The organism is Pseudomonas sp. NFACC41-3, assembly GCF_900109505.1.
Classification (GTDB): Bacteria; Pseudomonadota; Gammaproteobacteria; order Pseudomonadales; family Pseudomonadaceae; genus Aquipseudomonas; species Aquipseudomonas chlororaphis.
Window position 1 is genome coordinate 302,912 of sequence record NZ_FOAE01000005.1, and the last position, 19,657, is coordinate 322,568.

Annotated in this window: 16 protein-coding genes; 7 read left to right on the plus strand and 9 right to left on the minus strand. The window is 61.4% G+C overall.

Going from position 1 to position 19,657, the window contains the following annotated elements; all coding sequences use genetic code 11:
• Window positions 1-99: 99 nt before the first annotated feature.
• From BMY68_RS22935 to BMY68_RS22965, 7 genes are all read right to left on the minus strand, one after another.
• Window positions 100-1,500 (minus strand): amino acid permease, encoded by a 1,401-nt coding sequence (locus BMY68_RS22935; protein WP_085534171.1) that lies wholly within the window; start codon window positions 1,498-1,500, stop codon window positions 100-102.
• A 384-nt stretch (window positions 1,501-1,884) separates the two neighbouring features.
• Entirely contained in the window at window positions 1,885-2,319 is a 435-nt protein-coding gene (locus BMY68_RS22940) for a GNAT family N-acetyltransferase (RefSeq protein WP_085534420.1), read from the minus strand.
• 339 nt (window positions 2,320-2,658) lie between these two features.
• On the minus strand, window positions 2,659-2,850 hold the full coding sequence (locus BMY68_RS22945; protein WP_085534169.1) for a hypothetical protein: 192 nt from the start codon (window positions 2,848-2,850) through the stop codon (window positions 2,659-2,661).
• A 127-nt stretch (window positions 2,851-2,977) separates the two neighbouring features.
• Complete coding sequence (locus tag BMY68_RS22950; RefSeq protein WP_175510750.1) at window positions 2,978-3,214, minus strand: hypothetical protein; 237 nt, start codon at window positions 3,212-3,214, stop codon at window positions 2,978-2,980.
• Between the two features lie 164 nt (window positions 3,215-3,378).
• A complete protein-coding gene (locus BMY68_RS22955) occupies window positions 3,379-3,732 on the minus strand; it encodes a hypothetical protein (protein ID WP_009044551.1) in 354 nt (117 codons plus the stop codon).
• A gap of 128 nt (window positions 3,733-3,860) precedes the next feature.
• Window positions 3,861-4,133, minus strand: a complete 273-nt coding sequence (locus BMY68_RS22960; protein WP_085534166.1) for a hypothetical protein — start codon at window positions 4,131-4,133, stop codon at window positions 3,861-3,863.
• 108 nt (window positions 4,134-4,241) lie between these two features.
• On the minus strand, window positions 4,242-5,813 hold the full coding sequence (locus BMY68_RS22965; protein ID WP_085534418.1) for a L,D-transpeptidase family protein: 1,572 nt from the start codon (window positions 5,811-5,813) through the stop codon (window positions 4,242-4,244).
• 141 nt (window positions 5,814-5,954) lie between these two features.
• Here BMY68_RS22965 and BMY68_RS22970 point away from each other — a divergent pair, with 141 nt between their 5' ends.
• Window positions 5,955-6,668, plus strand: coding sequence for a murein L,D-transpeptidase catalytic domain family protein (locus BMY68_RS22970; RefSeq protein WP_009044554.1), 714 nt, complete (start codon window positions 5,955-5,957; stop codon window positions 6,666-6,668).
• A gap of 12 nt (window positions 6,669-6,680) precedes the next feature.
• Here the strand turns inward: BMY68_RS22970 and BMY68_RS22975 are convergent, their stop codons facing one another.
• Window positions 6,681-8,039, minus strand: a complete 1,359-nt coding sequence (locus BMY68_RS22975; RefSeq protein ID WP_085534164.1) for a response regulator c-di-GMP phosphodiesterase, NosR family — start codon at window positions 8,037-8,039, stop codon at window positions 6,681-6,683.
• Between the two features lie 213 nt (window positions 8,040-8,252).
• On the opposite strand from BMY68_RS22975, the gene BMY68_RS22980 reads away from it, so the two are divergent.
• The 6 genes from BMY68_RS22980 (at window position 8,253) to BMY68_RS23005 (ending at window position 19,041) form a co-directional block, all read left to right on the plus strand.
• Window positions 8,253-10,529 (plus strand): GGDEF/EAL domain-containing response regulator, encoded by a 2,277-nt coding sequence (locus BMY68_RS22980; protein WP_085534162.1) that lies wholly within the window; start codon window positions 8,253-8,255, stop codon window positions 10,527-10,529.
• Entirely contained in the window at window positions 10,526-12,394 is a 1,869-nt protein-coding gene (locus BMY68_RS22985) for a putative bifunctional diguanylate cyclase/phosphodiesterase (RefSeq protein ID WP_085534160.1), read from the plus strand. Before BMY68_RS22980 ends, BMY68_RS22985 begins: the two co-directional genes overlap by 4 nt.
• Before the next feature lie 26 nt (window positions 12,395-12,420).
• Window positions 12,421-13,374, plus strand: a complete 954-nt coding sequence (locus BMY68_RS22990; protein ID WP_085534158.1) for a cytochrome-c peroxidase — start codon at window positions 12,421-12,423, stop codon at window positions 13,372-13,374.
• A complete protein-coding gene (locus BMY68_RS22995) occupies window positions 13,371-15,182 on the plus strand; it encodes a DAHL domain-containing protein (RefSeq protein ID WP_085534156.1) in 1,812 nt (603 codons plus the stop codon). The genes BMY68_RS22990 and BMY68_RS22995 overlap by 4 nt, the downstream gene beginning before the upstream one ends.
• The gene (locus BMY68_RS23000) at window positions 15,179-16,585 is read left to right on the plus strand and encodes an ATP-binding protein (protein WP_085534154.1); all 1,407 of its coding nucleotides are present in this window, start codon (window positions 15,179-15,181) and stop codon (window positions 16,583-16,585) included. Before BMY68_RS22995 ends, BMY68_RS23000 begins: the two co-directional genes overlap by 4 nt.
• A 272-nt stretch (window positions 16,586-16,857) precedes the next feature.
• A complete protein-coding gene (locus BMY68_RS23005; protein WP_085534152.1) occupies window positions 16,858-19,041 on the plus strand; it encodes a TonB-dependent siderophore receptor in 2,184 nt (727 codons plus the stop codon).
• Window positions 19,042-19,053: 12 nt separating this feature from the next.
• Here the strand turns inward: BMY68_RS23005 and BMY68_RS23010 are convergent, their stop codons facing one another.
• The gene (locus BMY68_RS23010; RefSeq protein WP_085534151.1) at window positions 19,054-19,452 is read right to left on the minus strand and encodes a hypothetical protein; all 399 of its coding nucleotides are present in this window, start codon (window positions 19,450-19,452) and stop codon (window positions 19,054-19,056) included.
• Window positions 19,453-19,657: the final 205 nt, after the last annotated feature.

Genomic DNA, 19,657 nt, shown 5'->3' on the forward strand with positions numbered 1-19,657 from the left:
CATCGTGATCATGTCCTTGCAAAGATTGGTCTGCTTCACAGGTGCCTGTCATTCTCCCCGCGGTTTTGGCGAAGGGAGTATCAGTTTCGGTGTAAACGCCTACCCCACCGACGTGGCCCGCGCAGCCGGCGCAGGGTGACGCGAAGTCACAAGACCGATGAAGGAAATCGCTAGCGCCAATCCAAGGGTTGTACTGACCTCGGTGCGGTGCTCCGGGGTGACCATCATTACTGCCAGCGCTGCGCAGATGAACACGATCACCAGCCACGTCAGCCATGGAAACAGCCACATGCGAAAGCTCAGCTCGATGTTGCGCTGACGCAATATCCGACGCATGCGCAGCTGCGATACCGCAATCGCCAGGTACACCAGCAAGGCAATTGCGCCGGAGCTGGCCAGTAGAAACTGGAACAGTCCGGATGGCATGAAGTAGCTCCACACGGTAATCGCTGCGCCGAGCACAGTGCTGGCGATAACGGCTGCGCGCGGGACGCCTGCCGCAGAGGTTGCCTTCAGGGTTTTCGGCGCATCACCACGGCGACCCAACGAGTACAACATGCGCGAGGCAATGTAGATCGAGGAGTTCATGCAACTGGCCACTGCAATCAGGACGACGAGGTCGACCATGAACTTGGCATGTGGAATGTTCATGATTTCCAGGGCGCGCTGATAAGAGCCTACCGAGGCCAGCAGCGGATCATTCCAAGGCACCACGGAGATGACCACGAAGATCGACAGCAGGTAAAACACGCCGATACGCCACATCACAGAACGCGTGGCCTTGGCGATGTTCTGCGCCGGGTTACTGGATTCGGCGGCCGCGATGGTCACCGCTTCAGTACCGATGAAACTGAACATAATGGTGATGAAGGCGCCGACAACCGCTGACAAGCCGTTGGGCGCAAATCCGCCGTGCTCCGCCATAAGGCCACTCAATCCGCTGACTTCGCGATCAGGCACCCAGCCCATCAACACGGCAAAACCGACTCCGATGAAGCCGATGATCGCGACAACCTTGGTCATCGCGAACCAGAACTCGAACTCACCATACTTGGACACGCTGAACAGGTTGGTCACCACCAGCGCAATGATCGACCCCAACGCGAATACCCAGGCATCGACCTGCGCAAACCATTGATTCAGCACGTGACCGGCTGCCAGCGCTTCGATAGGGATAACCAGAACCCAGAACCACCAGTAGAGCCAGCCGATGGTGAAGCCAGCCCAGCGCCCGATGGCTTGATCGGCATAGGTCGAGAACGAGCCGGTGTCCGGACTGGCCACCGCCATTTCACCGAGCATGCGCATGACCAGAACGACGAGCAGGCCTGAGAAGAGATAAGCCAGAAGAACCGCTGGCCCTGCCGTTGCAATGGCATGCCCTGAGCCAACGAACAAACCCGCGCCTATAATTCCGGCGATGGACAGCATTGTGACATGACGAGGCTTGAAGCCCTGTGCCAATTGGCTACTCGAATCCATGGAGTTCGGGCTGATCATTGGTTTTTTTATTCTCTGCTGATCGACATTTAAGCGAGTTGACCGGGGAAAACGATTACCATCGTTGCCTGCTCAGATCCCCGAAGGAAGCCTCGTCCAACCGCCACAGTTCTTATCAAACCCATCATCACGATGTGGTTACTTTGGTGAAAAGACACGTCACATTAGCCGGACCATCAGACAACTCAGTAGCCTGATTGCGCCATATCCGTGTCTGATATCGACAAGCCAGGACCTTGTGTTCATGGTGAAAACCAGCGGGGGGCACGAGAAACTAAAGGCAATCATCCTGGCTTATTGAGCGCTCTTCTAACGAGGCCGCACGTTGAATCCACAGCCGATAGCTGCCCGTCATCGGGAGCTTGCCGCCGTGGTTGTGCGGAGTTAATTCAAAAACTTCACAAAAATCAGCTCTGGATCACCAGGGTCAAGATTCTCCACAGTCCCGCTGTATTGATATCCAAGCTGTACCAACAATTGCCGCATGGGTGCATTGGACGTGTTGGTCGAAGTGAAGATCTTTCTGGCAGAGGAACAATGCTCTAAGTGAGCAACGATTTGCCTACCTACACCAGAACGTCTATGAGCGTTTGAGACGACTACAAGCGGGATGAACCACTCCCCGAAAAAACTTTTGTCCAAACAGCCGTAACCGATCGGGACACTAGGATCGCTCGTCTCACAAGCAACCCAGCATTCACCCATGCCTACTACCCTTTCTATTTGTGCTCGACGGCCGTGGTCTTTTGCCGCGATAGGATCCACACGCCGCAACCATTCGATATCGCTCAAGACGGCCTGTCTGATTTGCCAATTCATGATCGCGTCCCTCCGGCCAAATTCGCCGGAGTTTACTTCAGCTGCAATGTCCCAGATGCCATTGCGCTCAGCGATAGTTCTGATGCAAAGCGCAAATGCGACCATGAACTGGTTAATTGACGCGGGTTACATTGGGTACGCCGAAGGCCCAGTGCATCTACAGCACTCTATACGGCACTCGCAGCACAATGCATGACAGATCCAAACCTCACTTGCTGCCAGTGCGCGACCACTGATCATCCATAGCGCCCGCTGTATTGGCGACTATAACGGTCGGCAGGCCTTGGTCATGTGCAAGGCGGAGGATGCAAAAAGCCCAGCACTCTGGCTGGGCTTCGATTATTTTCTACATGCCATCATCTTGTCGGCGAGAGTTTTGGCTCTTTCGATCAACAGGTTCTGCCTGTCTTCATGAGTGGCCTCTCCTACGACCGGTGCCGTCAGATTGCTTTCGGCAATCAACGCAGCGCAGAAATATTGATCCCAGACTCTTTGCTCCGACGCCTGTTTGCTTACTTGGTCGGTGATCATATGGGGGCTCCTTTTGACGAGGTAGCACCGCCATTTTACGCCTCAATCGCCAACAACCCCCGCGCTAGCGGATAGCCGGCAAACGGTATGGAGCCAATTGGACTGCACAGCTTTCCGGCATTACCAGTCATTGAACCTTCTGCCCGTTGCCAATTTTCTTGGCCCTGTCGATCCCCCACTCAAACGCATCCTCCATGTCCAGGCCATCCGGGGCCAGGTCGTTGTCTTCGACGATAACGCTGCCATCCGGCGTGTAGATGCCGATGAACATCTTGAGCGAGCCATCTCTGAGGATCTCTGATCGCACCTTGATCTTGCATCCATTCGAAAGCGTTTCACTGTGATTCAAATGACGCTCAGTCATGGCCGCATCCCTCAGTAAATGAAGTTCGAGTAAGGCACAGCCCATTGATTCACGCCAGTCGATGGCCACCCCCCATCAAGGGTTAGAGACGACAGGTCCGATTTTGCGAAGGCAATAAAAAAGCCCCGCACAGTGGCGAGGCCGTTTTCGTATCTGTCAGCGCTTCAGCCGGCAGGTTTCAGTGGCGCCGGGGCCGCCATGACATAGCGGGACATCAGGTAAGCCACCAGCCCGCCCAACCCCGCGCCCGCCGCATCGGCCAGAAACAGCGCCAGTTGAGAGGCCGAATGCTGGTAGACCCTGCACATCGCCACCCAGGCGTTTTCCATGAAGCCAGAAGCCCAGTCCCAACCGCAGGGGTAGACCATCAAGAAGGCCAGCCCGGCGAGGGTGATCCATCCGGACAACCTGGACGGAGTCTGCGAGAAGACGAACCGGGCCAGCTGGCAGATACCGACAAAGAGCCAGGCCGCCAGCATGCTTCTCATGAATTGGTCGAATAACTCGAAAAAGGCCATGGCGCCCTACGCTGAAAAATCACCGAGCGATAATAGCCATTCGTGCCGCCATAAAAAACCCGGCGCAGCGGCCGGGTTTTCATCAATCGCGTAGCGGTGCACGTAGGCGGCCCCAGCGCCAGGCTTCTTTATCGTCCAGAGGCCTGGCAAGCTCCTGCACCCTCTTCCCCGGCCCCACCTGCGACCTGGACCAGGGCTTCCAGCAAGGCCTCGGTGTGGTTGATCGATTCCCGGATCTCATCGAAGGCATCCTCCAGATCGCGCACCTTCGCTGTCGCCGAAGCGCCGCACAGGGCTTGCTGGATCTGGAACTCATCCTGCTTGAATTGCAGGACATTGGCCCGCAGGCCTTCGATACGAAGGGACAGCTGCGAGATGTGATAGCGGCGACGCTGAACCATTTCCGATTCTCCTTCATGGCCCTCTTACTTATTCAGATCGTCGCGCGCCGACAGATGTTCAGCGGTTCCTGACCAAAGGCACAGCGTGCCATGCCAGTGGCCAAGCCCTCAAAGCTTGCTGTCCAGCGCCACCAACAAGGCCGCGTCCCGTCCGTAGATGTCCGGGGCATAGGACAGCTGGCCATGGCTGTCGGCTTGCGCCGTCCAGTACGTGAGCAGGATCGGTACCGGCGTCGATAGCCTGAACTCATGAGTGAGCCCGGTGCTCAGCAATTCGTCGGTGCGCACCCGTTCCGCCGGGCTCACCAGCAGATCGCGCAGCTGCAACGCATGCTCGACCCGCACGCAGCCCGAACTGAAGGCCCTTGGCCCCTTGTTGAACAGTGCCTGGCTGGGCGTGTCGTGCAGGTACACCGAGAACGGGTTGGGGAAGCGGATCGCCATCTGCCCCAGCGGGTTTCTCGGCCCCGCTTCCTGGCGCAGGAGGATATTACCGGGGTTGTCCCAGTCGATATCCTCCACCGCCAGGGGATGCCCTTCGCTGTCGAGCACCTGCAGGTTCTGCCGATTGAGGAAGGATTGGTCGCGGCGAATTTCCGGCAGCTTGTCTTCGCGGAAAATGGTCGGCGGCACCGTCCAGGTCGGGTTCAGGGTCAGGCGCGTGACCTGGGATTTCAGCAACGGCGTCTGGCGCTCGGCACGCCCCACCTGGGTCCGGGTCTGCCAGACCGGCACGCCGCCCTGATAGACGATCAACTGCGCCGCGGCCAGGTTGACCAGCAGGCTGTCGGGCTCCATGTCCTGCGCCAGCCAGCGAAAGCGTTCGAGGTTGATGCGCAGCTGTTCGCGGCGCATCTGCGGGCTGATGTTCAGTTCATTCAAGGTCCCCGCGCCGATCACCCCGTCGGCTTGCAGCGAATGGCTGAGCTGGAAGCTTTTCACCGCACTCACCAGCTCGTCGCTGTAAAGGGTGTCGCCCTCGTTGGCGGGGGCGCTCAGGTACCCCTCCTTGAACAGCCGTTGCGCCAGTTCCGGCACTCGCGCGTCCTGCATCTGCGGACGCAGCAGCGGCCCGCTGGGAAGGGGCTGCCAATGGGGCAACGCCAGCTGGCGCTGCTGGGCATACAGCTGGCGCAGGTTCTGATATTGCTCGAGGCTCGGCCGCGCCAGCGCGAAGGCCGCCGGGATGTCCTGCAGGCCGGGCCCGGCGATGGCGAGCACCTGCGCCTGGCGATCCAGTTGTGAGGGATGGGCGTGCCACATCGGCTCGAAACGGGCCTGCGACAGACGGCCGTAATGCAGGTCGTGCAGGGCCTGCAGGTAATGCTGGCTGAAACTCAGGTCGGTGCACAGCGCGTCGCCCGCGAGCGAACTGGCCGGCGAACGGTAGTCGGCCGGGTCCAGGCCATCGTCGGCCAGTTGCTGCAACTGGGCCTGCAACGTCTCCAAACGTGCGCTGGACGACCAGAGCGGCTGGTCACCCTGCTGTTGGTAAAAAGCCTGTAATAGGCTCTGGGCGGGAATGTCCAGGTGCACCGCCAACCCCGGACAGGCATCGGACAATCGAGTGAAGACCTGTTGCACAGGGTTCTCATGATCGACCGGTACATCCTGAGCAGTCGCGACCAACGGCGCAGCGAGCAGGAAAAGGCTCAAGTAACATGCGTGTTTTTTGAACAACTGCTTTACTCCAATCATGATCATCATTGTGATGGTCAACCTCGGCAGTGGCTGCGAAAAATCATCCAACCACCTGTAACCAGAACTGCCAGGAGAGCGACAGGACGTCAGGAGCCAAAGTGACTGTGGGGACACTCTAGAATGCTGACCTTCTTACGCCGGCTCTGCCTGGCAATGACCACCCTAGGCGCGATCTGCAGCCCCGCGCTCGCCGCCAACAATACGACTCCGCTGCTTTACAACAGCCTCGCCCACGCCGCTCCAGAACTCAATCCCCAAGTGCTGAAAAGTGCCTTGAGCGCCATGCAATGCGCAGTCAACAGCGGCGCCAGGCAGGCCCGGCACCTGGCGGTCATCGACTATTCGCAACCTTCCACCGCCCGCCGCCTGTGGATCTTCGACTTGAATAAAAGAACCCTGGTGCTGCGCGACCTGGTCGCCCACGGGCAGAAATCCGGGGAGAACTTCGCCACCCAGTTTTCCAATCGCATGGGCAGCTTCCAGTCCAGCCTGGGCCTGTTCCGCACCCAGGAAAGTTATGAAGGCAGCCACGGTTATTCGCTGCGCATGGATGGCCTGGAGCCAGGTTTCAATGACCTCGCCCGCGATCGGGATATCGTGATTCACGCGGCCGACTATGTGAGCCCCCTGTGGAGCCGGCGCCAAGGGCGCATCGGCCGCAGCCTCGGTTGCCCGGCCGTGCGTCCGCAGGTGGCGCGCCAGGTGATCGACCGCCTCAAGGACGGTCAGTTCATGTTTTCCTGGTACCCCGACCAGCGTTGGCTGAAATCCTCGCCCTATCTCAACTGCCAGCCACGCCAGGTGGCCAGCATTGTCGCCGCCAGCGGCGGTTAACCCGTTCGTCCCTCAACCGGCGGCCGAGGCCGCCGTTTCAAGCTCTTCGGGTATTTTGACGAAGATGCTGTATTTCGCTCCCTCCATCGCTTCGAAGGCGATGAGCTTGTCCACCAGCGGGCCGCTCAGCACCTTGCCGGCATTGAGCAGCAGCATGCCATTGTCGGCATTCAGGTTGCGCGCCAGGGTCATGCCGGCGGCCAGGTCGCGCGTCGTCAGGACCCTGACCGTCGGATCGGCCAGGGTGACATCGCTCTGATAAGCCGCGCAGACGCCGACGAAGTCCTCCACCAGGTCGGGGTCGTAGAGTTTGCCGGCGTATTTGCGAATGAACAGCAGCGCCTCATCGCTGTTCATCTGCCGTTCGAGTATCAGCCCGCGTTGCAGCTCGATGAAGTCCACGGCCAGCTTGAGCCAGCGCGAGCCCAGCGGAATGGCCTCGCCCTTGAGATGATCGGGAAAACCGCTGCCGTCCCAGCGTTCCTGGTGATGCAGGATGATGCGCGCCGCGTCCTTCATCGGTTCCAGGGTCATCAGCAGCGACTCGCTCTGCTTCGGGTAGGCCCGGTACAGGTCGCGCTCGTTGTGGTGCAGCAAGTCCGCGGGCGCGGTCATCATGCTGTCGGTCCAGCTCAGCTTGCCGATGTTGTACAGCGCGGCAGCCATGGTCATGTTGCGGCTGTCGGCTTCGTCCAGGCCATGGGTGATGCAATAGACGCGAATCAGCTCAATGATCTGCCGGTTGGTCTGCTTGGCCTTGGGCAAGCGCAGGTTGGCCAGCAGCGAAAACACCTCGGTACCGGTCACGTAGCTGCGCTTGAGCTCTTCATACGCCAGATCGAGCATGTCGGCGGTCTGTTGCAGCTCGGCGGTGCGCGCCGCCACATGCTTTTCCAGGGTCGAGTTGAGGGTTTTCAATTGCTCGTTCTGTTGCCGGGTCAGGGCTTCCAGACGCTGGCGCTCGCTCTCGGAATTGTGATGCGCCAGGGCCTGGCGCAGCGTCACCAGCATGTCCTCGTCGTTCCAGGGCTTGCTGATATACCGATGGATCTGCCCTTCGTTGATGGCCTTGGCGATCAAGGTCATGTCGGCATAACCAGTGAGCAGGATGCGCAGCGTCGATGGATAACGCTGATGGATATGGGCCAACAAGGTCGCGCCGTCCATGCTCGGCATGCGGGCGTCACTCATGACCACGTCGACCGGCCGTTGTGCGAGGATCTCCAGGGCCTTGGCAGCGCTGTCGGCCAACAGGATGTCGTAAGGCTGGCTGCGTAACAGCCGACGAAGGCTATTGAGAATCGATTCCTCATCGTCGACCAGCAGTACCGTCGGTCTGTCCTGGGCTGCGCCCGCTGTATGTTCTTCCATGGTTCCCCCTCCCCTTTGACTTCGATCAGACCTGCCTTCTGGGACAGGCTAGATGACTTGTAGTGTTTCGGCATGAATTTGACGCCGGCCGATTAGCGCATACCGGGGAGCCTGACTATGCTCAAGGCCAAAATGGACCGTATGTTCAGAACGCAGGAAGGGAAGCCCGATGAGCTTATATACAAGGTGCCCGCACCGAGTTGGAGCACGCCGATGATGGCGTCGGCAGACCGGACCAACCGGCGAATTCTGATCGTCGACGACACGGCATCGATCCACGAGGATTTTCGCAAGATCCTCGCCTGCCCGGATGCCCCCGAAGACGACCTCAGCGACGCCGAAGCCGCCCTGTTCGGTACGCCAGTCAGTGCCTCGCTGGAGCATTTTTTCCTCGACTCGGCGTTTCAGGGCCGGGAGGCGCTGGACAAGGTGCAGGCAGCGCTGGATCACGATGCGCCTTATGCCATGGCGTTCATCGACATGCGCATGCCGCCCGGCTGGGACGGCCTGGAAACCATCGAGCGGCTGTGGCAGGTCGATCCCAAGCTGCAAATCGCCCTGTGCACCGCCTACTCCGACTATTCCTGGGAAGACATCGCCGAGCGCCTGCAACTGGGCGACCGCCTGCTGATCCTGAAAAAGCCCTTCGACGCCATCGAGATCCGCCAGATGGCCAGCACCCTGACCGTCAAATGGCAGATGACCGAAGACGCCGAGCTGAAAATGGACCAGCTGGAACAAGCGGTCGAGGAACGCACCCGCGAGTTGGCCGACGCCAACATCATCGTGCAGAACAGCCCCACCATCCTCTATCGCCTGCGAGGCGAGCCATCGTTCACCCTGATGTACATCTCCCACAACATCACCAAGTTCGGCCATGTGGCGGCGCAACTGGTGGCCTCGGCCGACTGGGCCCAGACCCTGATCCACCCCGACGACCAGACCAAGGTCAAGAACGCCATGCTGCGGATCCTCGATCGGGATGTGGCGGGAGCGTCCATCGAGTTCCGCATGCGCACTGGCGATGGTGCCTTTCGCTGGGTGGAAAACCGCTATATTCCGGTGCGCAACGACCAGGGCCAATTGGTCGAGGTGGAAGGGATCATCCTCGACATTACCGAACGCAAGCTGGCCGAAGAAAAAATGGCGCTGATGGCCCGCACCGACAGCCTGACCGGGATGGCCAACCGCGCCACCCTGATCGAGCGCCTGCACCAGGCATTCGCCGCGGCCCGACGGGGAGCCGCGGCCTTCGCGATGTTTTACCTGGACCTGGACCACTTCAAGCGCATCAACGACACCCTAGGCCACCCCATTGGTGACTTGCTGCTGCAGGAAGTGGCCCGGCGCATCAGGGCCTGCACCCGGGAAAACGATGTGGTGGCGCGCCTGGGCGGCGACGAGTTCGCGATCCTGCAACTGGACGTCGACGAGGCCACGCATTGCGCCGCGCTGGCGACGAAAATCCGCGACACCCTGCTGCTCCCCTACTCCCTGGAAGGCAACGAGGTGCGCATCTCGGTGAGCATCGGCATCAGCCTCTACAGCCCGCAGACCCTGAGTGCCGACAGCCTGATGGCGCAGTCGGACATGGCGTTGTATCGCTCCAAGGACAAGGGCCGCAACCAGTTCCATTTCCACAGCGAGGAAATCAACCAGGAGGTCACGGAGCGGGTGACCCTGGCCAACGACCTGAAGCTGGCCCTGGAGCGCGACGAACTGCACCTGCATTACCTGCCGGAAGTCGATCTAGGCACCGGCAGGATCCTCGGCATGGCGACCCAGGTTCGTTGGCTCCACCCCCGGCGCGGCTGGCTCGAGGCCGGGGATTTCATGCCCGCGGCCGAGAAGACCGGCATCGTCATCGCCCTCGGTCACTGGCTGCTGGACCAGGCCTGCCGGCAGATGCGCGCCTGGCGCGACCAGAACGTGGCTCCGCCATTGATTGCGATCCATTTGTCCCTGGTCCAGCTCAAGACCGGGCCAGAACTGATCTACGACGTATTGCGCACCACCGCGCGCTGGGACCTGTGCCCGTGGGACCTGAGATTCGACGTGACCGAGGGCACCCTGGCCCAGACCAAGTGGACCCACAACGACATCCTGCCCAGGCTGTGCGAGCTGGGCGTGAAGATCGCCATCGACGATTTCGGCACCGAGTATTCCTCGTTCGACTACCTCAAGACCTACAGGGTCAACCACCTCAAGCTTGCCCAGCGCTTTCTCGACAGCACCAGCAGCGACCCGGACAACGCCATGACCCTGCGGGCCATCCTCAACTTCGCCCGCGAGGTGGGCATCGGGGTCACCGCTGAAGGGGTGGAAACCCAGGAGCAGCGCACGACCTTGATATCCAGCGGCACGCCACTGGGGCACTCGCTCGGTACGGCGGTCGACAGCGACCAGGCTGGCGAACTGCTCAAGGCCAGGTCTGCTGCTATGGATGGCGGCAGCAGGTCGGCGGATCCGACGTCGGAGAATTTCAGGTGAGCCCGTTATCCGTGGTACCCAACCGGCGAATTCTGATCATCGACGACACACCGGCGATCCATCAGGACTTTCGCAAGATTCTCAGCCCCGAAAACGAAGGGCCTCTGGGCAAGACCGAAGCCTTGCTGCTGGGCGCCAGCCGCAGACCCCATCAGCACTTCGAGCTTGACTCGGCCTACCAGGGCGAGGAAGCCGTGGAACTGGTCAAGCGCGCCCAGGCCGAAGGCCGGCCGTATGCCCTGGCCTTTATCGACATGCGCATGCCACCCGGCTGGGATGGCCTGCAGACCATCGAGCATCTGTGGAAAACCGATCCGCAGTTGCAGATCGCCCTATGCACCGCGTTCTCCGATTACTCATGGGAAGCCATGGCCGAACGTATCGAGTTCGGCGACCAGCTGCTGATCCTGAAAAAGCCGTTCGACAGCCTCGAAATTCGCCAGATGGCCAGTGCCCTGACCTGGAAATGGCAGCTGGCGCAGGACGCGGCGAGCAAGATGCGCAACCTGGAACAGACCATCGAGGAGCGGGTCCAGGAATTGCTGAGCGTGTCGCACCTGCTGCACTACGATGTGCTCACCGGGCTGCCCAACAGTACCTTGCTCGGTGATCGCCTGAGCCAGCATCTGTCCCAGTCCCGCCGCCATGACCGCCAGTTGGCAGTGATGTTCATCGGCCTGGACCGTTTCAAGCGCATCAACAACGCACTCGGGCACCCGGCGGGAGACGAGATGCTCAAGCTCGTCGCCCAAAGCCTGGCGACCACGGTGCGCGAAACCGACTCGGTATTTCGCTACGGTTCGGACGAGTTCGTGGTGATTATCGGCGACATCCTGCACCCACAGCAGACCCGAGGGGTGGCCGAAAAACTCCTGGCCGCCATCAATACCCCTCATTCCGTGGCGGGCCACGACCTGACGGTCACCGCCAGTCTGGGCATCAGCATCTATCCCTACGACGGCGCCGATGCCGTAACGCTGATCAAGAACGCCGAGACCGCCATGCGCAACGTCAAGGATTGCGGCCCCAACAACTTCAGCTTTTTCATCGAAGACATGAACCTGCGCGCGCGCCAGCAACAGACCCTGGAAACCGGCCTGCGCCTGGCGTTGCAGCGTGAAGAGTTCGTCCTGCACTACCAGCCCAAGCTGGACCTGGCGCGGGGCACGGTGGTCGGTGCCGAGGCACTGGTGCGCTGGAACCGGCCCGGGCATGGCTGGGTGTTCCCCTCGGACTTCATCCCGGTGGCCGAAGACAGCGGGCTGATCGTCGCCCTCAGCCAATGGGTATTACGCCAGGCCTGCCTGCAATCGCAGGCCTGGCAGAAGCAGGGCCTGCCGCCCATCTGCATGTCGGTGAATGTGTCGGCCATCGACTTCCGTCAGCACGACTATGTCGAACGCCTCACCCGCACGCTGGCCGAGACCGGGCTCGACCCGACGTTGCTGGAACTGGAAATCACCGAAAGCGTGCTGATGCAGAACGTCGACGCCACCATAGCCACGCTCCATGCCATCAAGCAGCTGGGGGTGCGCCTGGCCATCGACGACTTTGGCACCGGCTACTCGAGCTTGAGTTACCTGCAGAAATTCCCGGTCGACGTGTTGAAGATCGACCAGTCGTTCGTGCGTGACCTGGGCACCGACAGCAACGACGCGAAACTGGTCAGCAGCATTATCGACCTGGGCAAAAGCCTCAACCTGAGCATCATCGCCGAAGGGGTCGAGACCCTCGAACAGCTGGACTTCCTCAAGCTCCACCAGTGCGAGGAAGGTCAGGGTTTCTACTTCAGCAAGGCCGTGGAACCCGACGCCTTCGCCCGCTTCCTGGTCGACTCCCTGCAGCCTCACCTGCCCCATCCATGAAGTTGTGCCTGGTAAGGATACCGACCATGTCGTCACTCGCATTGCTCCTTTCGGCCAGCCTGCTGCTCGCTCCAGGCGCCGAGGCCGCGCCATTGGAAGGACCGCTCAACCCCCTCCCCGCAGCACCGGCGCTGGACAGCAAGCGGGTCGAACTGGGACAACGCCTGTTCAACGACCCGCGTCTGTCGGTGAATAACAGCCTGTCGTGCGCCAGTTGCCATCGCCTCGACAAAGGCGGTGCCGATACCGTTCCGCACTCCCTGGGTTTCGATGGCAAGCCCGTGGCGGTCAATACCCCGAGCGTGTTCAACGCCAGCCTGAACTTCCACCAGTTCTGGGACGGTCGGGTCGAAACCCTGGAAGACCAGGTGCATATCGTGGTGCAGAGCCCCAGCGAAATGGGCAGCGACTGGAAAGTCGTGATGCAGCGCATTGCCGACGACCCGGCCTATCGCACCGCCTTCGCCGACGCCTACCCCGACGCCGTGACCCAGAGCAATATCCAGGGCGCCCTGGCCGACTACGAGCGCACCCTGCTCAGTGCCAACTCGCGCTTCGACCAGTACCTGGCGGGCAACACCGAGATCCTCGACATCGAGGAAAAGTACGGCTACCAGCGCTTCCAGGAATACGGCTGCATCGCCTGTCACCAGGGGGTGAATATCGGCGGCAACATGTTCCAGAAATTCGGCGTGCTCGGCGACTACTTCGCGGTCCGGGGCAATCCGACCGAGGCCGACCTGGGACGGTTCAACGTCACGGGCGAAGAAGAAGACCGTAATGTGTTCAAGGTGCCGAGCCTGCGTAACGTCGCGGTCACCGCGCCGTACTTCCACGACGGTTCGCAAGCCACCCTCGAAGGCGCCGTGGCGGTGATGTTCAAGTACCAGTTGGGGCGTACGCCGTCCGAGGAAGACAAACGCCTGATCGTCAAATTCCTCAAGACCCTGACCGGCGAATGGGAAGGCAAACCCTTATGAAAGTATCCCGTCGCGTGAGCATCCTGCTGCTGTCCGCCCTGGCGGTCCTGCTGGCTTCGATCCTGTTGTTTCTCTACCTCAAGTCCAGGTCCGACCAGACCGCGACCTACACCGAATCCCGCGACCTGATCCGCCAGATCAAGCAGCAGGACTCGCTGTGGGAAAATGAAATACTCAAGGCCAGGGTGGCCATCACCCATAACTACGACCCGCTGGTTTCGCCGCTGGGTGAAATGACGCGCCTGTGGCAGAAATTCGACTCGATGGAAGCGCAGAACCAGCGCGACGATTCGCCGCTGTGGCGCAACGCCCATGATGGCTACCTGAACGCGATAAAGGAAAAGACCCGGCTGGTGGAACAGTTCAAGTCGCACAATGCTGTGCTGCGCAACTCCCTGGCCTTCCTGCCGACCGCCGAGGACGATATCCAGCTGGAGCTCGCTCAATTGCACGACGCGGACAAACTGCAGCTGCAGAGCATCGCCACCGATACCTACGATCTGTTGCTCAGCAGCCTGGAATTCGCCCAGGTCACCTCCGACGACAGGGCCGCGGACATCCTGGTGGGCCTGAACAAGCTGGCGGTCAACAAGGAGCGCTTGCCCAGGGAGTTCCATGAGCTGATCGATACCCTCAGCAACCACGTCGGGCTGATCCTGCGCGAGCAACCCAAGGTCAACCGCCTGCTGGAGGAAATCGAAGTAGTGCCGGTCGACGAGCGCCTGGACGACATCACCGTGCTGCTCAACCGCGACCAGCAGCAGGCCGAAGCCGTCGACCGGCGCTACCATTTCTACCTGCTGCTGTTTTCCGCGCTACTGGTGCTGCTATTGATCTGGCTGGGCATTCGCCTGATCCGCAGTTTTGCCGAGATCAACCAGATAAACCGCGCCCTGGTGGCCGCCAACGACGAGCTCGAGCAACGGGTCGAAGAGCGCACGCGCCAACTCAAGGATACCCAGAGCGAACTGCTCGACACCGCCCGCCAGGCCGGCATGGCGGAAATCGCCACCAATGTCCTGCACAACGTCGGCAACGTGCTCAACAGCGTGAACATCTCCGCCGACCTGGTCAGCCGCAAGCTGCGCAACAGCAAGGCCCAGGGGCTGGGCAAGGCGATGCAGTTGATCAACGAACACAAGCAGGACCTGGGCAGCTATCTCACCGAGGACGAAAAGGGCAAATTGCTGCCCGGCTACCTGAACCAGCTGGTCGAGGCCATCGACCTGGAACAGCAAGGCATGGCCGAGGAACTGAGCCAACTGAGCAAAAGCGTCGATCACATCAAGGACATCGTCGCTACCCAGCAATCCTATGCGGGCGCCAGCAGCCTGCTGGAACCGCTGTCGGTCAGCGAACTGCTCGAAGACGCGCTGCGCATGAACTCCGGCGCCCTCACCCGCCATCATGTGACCGTGCGCAAGGAATACGCCGACGTACCACTGATCATGGGCGACAAGCATCGCCTGCTGCTGATCCTGATCAACCTGATCAGCAACGCCAAGTACGCCATGTCCGACCTGTCCAACCAGACGCGCAACATGACCCTGGCGGCAGCGGTGGTCGACGGCGAGACCCTGCAGATCAGCGTGCGCGACGAAGGCGAAGGCATCGCTCCGGAAAACATGACCCGCATCTTTGCCCACGGCTTCACCACCCGCAAGGAAGGCCATGGGTTCGGCCTGCACAGTTGCGCCCTGGCGGCCATCGAGATGAATGGCCACCTGACCGCCCACAGCGACGGCCCAGGCAAAGGCGCGCTGTTCGTCCTGCAGATCCCCCTGATCACCGCCGAGGTTGAGGCATGAACAACCCGATAAACCGGCGCATCCTGCTGATCGACGACACCCCGGCGATCCACGACGACTTCCGCAAGATCCTCACGCCCAAGACCGGCGACAGCGCCGACCTCGATGCGATGGAGAGCGCGCTGTTCGGCAGTGCGCCAAAAACCACCGCCACGGTGTTCGAACTGGACTCGGCCTACGGTGGCCAGGAAGGCCTGGGCAAGCTGCTGGAGGCGGCGGGCAAGGGGCAACCCTATGCGCTGGCCTTCGTCGACATGCGCATGCCCGATGGCTGGGACGGCGCGCAAACCATCGAAGAGTTGTGGAAGCACGACCCACTGCTGCAAGTGGTGGTGTGTACCGCCTACTCCGACTATTCCTGGGACGAGTTGCTCGATCGCCTGAACGGTCACGACCGGCTGCTGATCCTGAAAAAGCCCTTCGACAATATCGAAGTCCAGCAGATGGCCAACACCCTCACCACCAAATGGGAAATGACCATGCGCGCGCAGCTGCAGATGAGCGAGCTGGAAGAACGGGTGGAGCAACGTACCCTGGCGTTCAAGCAGGCCAGCGCCGCGCTGCGACGGGAAATCGACGAGCGCAAGCTGCTGGAAAGCCAACTGGTGCAATCGGAAAAGCTCGCCTCCCTGGGCCAGCTGGCCGCCGGGGTCGCCCATGAAATCAACAACCCGATCGGCTTCATTTCCTCCAACCTCGGCGCTCTGGACAACTACTTCAAGCGCCTGCAGGAGATGCTCGAGGCTTATGGCAATGCCGAAACCGGGATCGGCGCCAGCGAACTGCGTGATCGGCTGAAACAGCTGCGCACGGATATCGAGCTGGATTTCCTCCTCGAGGACATTCCGCTGCTGATCAAGGAGTCCAAGGACGGCATCGGTCGGGTCAGCCAGATCGTCAAGGATCTCAAGGACTTTTCCCGGGTCGATTCGACCCAGGAATGGCAATGGGCGAACCTGCAACAGGGCATCGACTCGACCCTGAACATCGTCGCCGCCGAAATCAAGTACAAGGCCGACGTGATCAAGGAGTACGCCGAGCTGCCGGAGGTCGAGTGCCTGCCTTCGCAGATCAACCAGGTGGTGATGAACCTGATCGTCAACGCTGCCCAGGCCATGGGCAACGAACGGGGCACCATTACCCTGCGCAACGGCGTCGAGGGCGAGAACGTGTGGATCGAAGTGGCCGACAATGGCTCGGGCATTCCGCCGGACAGCCTGCAGAAAATCTTCGACCCGTTTTTCACCACCAAACCCGTGGGCCAGGGCACGGGGCTGGGGCTGTCGCTGTCCTACGGCATCGTCAAGAAACACCGCGGCGACATCTCGGTGCGCAGCGAGGTCGGTGTCGGCACCACCTTCCGCGTCGAGCTTCCCGTGCATCAGAGCAGAAAGGCCGGCTGAACGCCCCCGCGCGCTATCGCCTCTGTAGGCGCCAGGCTTGCTGGCGATCCAAGCGACGCGGCACGTCGGGGCATGCCGCGGGCCCGATCTCTTGTATGATGGCGCGCCTCAAGAATGGGTCGCCGATTTCGTCTTGCCAATGACCACCGGAGCACATCCGGCCTGACGCCTTCAGGGCACACACGCTTCCCCCGTCTTAAACAGCACGACGCTTTCCCGAGCGCGCCCGGCCCTTTGTGCCTGGTACTCGCGCCATCGTCGAGGAGCTTTTCATGGATATGCTTTACCGGGCCTCCCGCCAGGGGTTGCCCGCCCCGCGGTTCGCGCGCAATCTGCTGAGCCTGCTGCTGGCCGGTGCCGCGCCCGTGGCCCAGGCCGCCGAAACCGAACTGCCGGCGCTGACCGTGACCGGCGAAGACCGCTCCGGTTATCAGGCCGGCAGCGCCGCGGTTGGCGGTTTCGAGGCGGCTCCCCTGCTCGATGCACCCGCCTCGATCGCGGTGATCAATGAAGACTTGATCAAGGACCAACAGGCCCGCCTGCTCAGCGAGGTGCTGAAGAACGACGCCTCGGTCGGCGAAAGTTATGCACCGGTCGGCTACTACGAGAACTTCACGGTGCGCGGCTTCTCCCTGAACGCCGCCAGCAGCTATCGGATCAACGGCCGCAGCATCACCGGCGAGCAGAACGTCGGCCTGGAAAACAAGCAGCAGGTGGAATTGCTCAAGGGGTTGAACGGCCTGCAGAGCGGCGTCAGCGAACCCGGCGGGCTGATCAACTACGTGACCAAGCGGCCCACCGACGTGCGCTCGGTCACAGTCTCTACCGACGATCGCGGCAGCGGCTATGTGGCCACCGATGTCGGTGGCTGGTTCGGCAGCGAGCAGCAGTTCGGGCTGCGCGCCAACCTGGCCCACGAGGACATCCACTCCTACGTCGAACACACCAATGGCCAGCGCGACTTCGCCTCCCTGGCCTTCGACTGGAACATCAGCCCCGACGCCCTGCTACAGCTGGACGTCGAGTACCAGACCAAGGAACAGCGCTCGGCCCCGGGTTATCAATTGCTCGGCGGCTCCAGCCTGCCGCACCACGCCTCGCCGAAAAAGCTCCTGGCGCACCAGAGCGGTTCGAAACCGGTCAGCACCGACGCGCTGAACCTCAACGGCAACTTCGAGTACCGCTTCAACGATCAGTGGAAAGGCAACCTCAGTGCCTCGCGCAGCCGGGTGGTGGTCGACGACTACAGCTCGTTCGCCTGGGGCTGCTACGGTGCCGCCAGTTGCGCCGGCGCGGCGGTGCCCAACCACTTCAGCCCCGAGGGCGACTACGACCTCTACGATTTCCGCAGCCCGGACGATACCCGGCGCAACGACGAGGTTCAGGCCGTCCTCAGCGGCAACTTCGACACCGGCGGCCTGGGTCACGAACTCAGCGTCGGCACCAGCGCGTTCCGCCGCGTGGTGGACAAACGCGACCCGATCAACCAGATGATCGGTAGCGCCAACATCGACGGCACGCCAGCGGATTTCGCCCGTTACGACGGCCCGCTCAACGACTCCTACCGCCGCCTGGACAGCCGCCAGTACGGGTTGTTCTTCAACGACCGCATCAGCTTCAACGAACACTGGCAGACCGTGCTCGGCGGGCGTGAAGTACGCCTGGACGAGGAAACCTTCGACAGCCAGGGCGACACCACCCGCCACACCCAGCGTTATGTGTTCCTGCCCCAGGCCGCTCTGATCTACAAGCCGGTGCAGAACCTGGCGCTGTACACCCGCTACAGCAAGGGCCTGTCCCTGGGTGGCGAGGCGCCGTGGTTCGCCAGCAATGCCTTTGAAATCCTCGCGCCCACCGTGTCGCGGCAGATCGAGGCCGGCATCAAGTACGACTGGCAGCGCATCAGCCTGGCCGCGGCGCTGTTCCAGATCCGCCAGGCCTATCAATACTCCCGGCCGAATGGCGACGGCACCTTCACCTTCACCCAGCAGGGCGAACAGAAGAACACCGGCCTGGAACTCTCGGCCAATGGCTGGGCCAGCCAACGTCTGCAGGTCTCGGCCAGCGTCGCGGCGATCCGCGCGCGGGTCACCGGCAGCGACACCCCGGAGTACGAAGGTCACCAGGCGCTCAACGTACCGACCCTGCGCGCCAGCCTCTATGGCGACTACGCCCTGCCCTGGTTCGACGGCCTGGCGCTGCTCGGCGGCGTGCAGTACAGCGGTCGCAAGTACGCCAACCGCGAGGGTGAGGTGCAGACCGGCAGCTACGCCGTGTTCAACATCGGTAGCCGCTACAGCACCCGCATCGACGGTTACGACACCGTGTTCCGGCTGACCGTGGACAACCTGTTCGACAAGCGCTACTGGCGTGACGCCGGTGAATACATGGGCGATGGCTACCTGTTCCAGGGCGCGCCCCTGACCGCGCGCTTGAGTGCCTCGATCAACTTCTGATCGGGGCCAGTCCTACTGGAAGGCATCGACCAGGACGTCGAAGATCATCTGGTTCGAGGTCCTGACCAGCAGCAGATCGGAACCCGCGCGCCACCATTGGTAGCCGTCGTAATGCGGCAACTGCTGGACCAGCCTGGGGTTCAAGCGTCGCGACTGCTGCCTGGGCAACGTCCTGCCCCGGCGAAGGTTCTGCCTGGCATTGGCCGGCAGCGCCGCGGCCGGGTTCCAGTCCCGTTTCGAAGCCTGCAACAGCGCTCTCACCTGGTAGTCATTGACCACGGGAAGGCGCTCCCAATTCGCATGATCGTTGGAGTACCGGGCATTTGCCTGCGTACCGGGCTGCGCACCGGCATCCAGCGGGATCGACAGCAGAATCGAGACGATCGAGATTAAAGAGCCAGCTCTGAACATCGCCTTCTCCAGGCATCATTGCGTCGAGCTTATGGAAAGGGATTTCCCGGCAATAGTTCCCGGGCAGGCATGACCTGGATGTTTCGGTTAGAAATGCACCATGGGCGCAAGGCAGGGTTGCAGGACGCGAGGGAAAAGGCTCTTGAATGCGCCGCACAAACAAAAAACGCCGCTCCTGGGAGCGGCGTTTTTTTTAGCCTGGAGC

What these genes read in the sequence shown, in the direction of transcription:
- BMY68_RS22935 (WP_085534171.1), bottom strand. Translation starts at nt 1,500, where the DNA reads ATGATCAGCCCGAACTCCATGGATTCGAGTAGCCAATTGGCACAGGGC.
- BMY68_RS22940 (WP_085534420.1), bottom strand. Translation starts at nt 2,319, where the DNA reads ATGAATTGGCAAATCAGACAGGCCGTCTTGAGCGATATCGAATGGTTG.
- BMY68_RS22945 (WP_085534169.1), bottom strand. Translation starts at nt 2,850, where the DNA reads ATGATCACCGACCAAGTAAGCAAACAGGCGTCGGAGCAAAGAGTCTGG.
- BMY68_RS22950 (WP_175510750.1), bottom strand. Translation starts at nt 3,214, where the DNA reads ATGACTGAGCGTCATTTGAATCACAGTGAAACGCTTTCGAATGGATGC.
- BMY68_RS22955 (WP_009044551.1), bottom strand. Translation starts at nt 3,732, where the DNA reads ATGGCCTTTTTCGAGTTATTCGACCAATTCATGAGAAGCATGCTGGCG.
- BMY68_RS22960 (WP_085534166.1), bottom strand. Translation starts at nt 4,133, where the DNA reads ATGGTTCAGCGTCGCCGCTATCACATCTCGCAGCTGTCCCTTCGTATC.
- BMY68_RS22970 (WP_009044554.1), top strand. Translation starts at nt 5,955, where the DNA reads ATGCTGACCTTCTTACGCCGGCTCTGCCTGGCAATGACCACCCTAGGC.
- BMY68_RS22975 (WP_085534164.1), bottom strand. Translation starts at nt 8,039, where the DNA reads ATGGAAGAACATACAGCGGGCGCAGCCCAGGACAGACCGACGGTACTG.
- BMY68_RS22980 (WP_085534162.1), top strand. Translation starts at nt 8,253, where the DNA reads ATGATGGCGTCGGCAGACCGGACCAACCGGCGAATTCTGATCGTCGAC.
- BMY68_RS22990 (WP_085534158.1), top strand. Translation starts at nt 12,421, where the DNA reads ATGTCGTCACTCGCATTGCTCCTTTCGGCCAGCCTGCTGCTCGCTCCA.
- BMY68_RS22995 (WP_085534156.1), top strand. Translation starts at nt 13,371, where the DNA reads ATGAAAGTATCCCGTCGCGTGAGCATCCTGCTGCTGTCCGCCCTGGCG.
- BMY68_RS23000 (WP_085534154.1), top strand. Translation starts at nt 15,179, where the DNA reads ATGAACAACCCGATAAACCGGCGCATCCTGCTGATCGACGACACCCCG.
- BMY68_RS23005 (WP_085534152.1), top strand. Translation starts at nt 16,858, where the DNA reads ATGGATATGCTTTACCGGGCCTCCCGCCAGGGGTTGCCCGCCCCGCGG.
- BMY68_RS23010 (WP_085534151.1), bottom strand. Translation starts at nt 19,452, where the DNA reads ATGTTCAGAGCTGGCTCTTTAATCTCGATCGTCTCGATTCTGCTGTCG.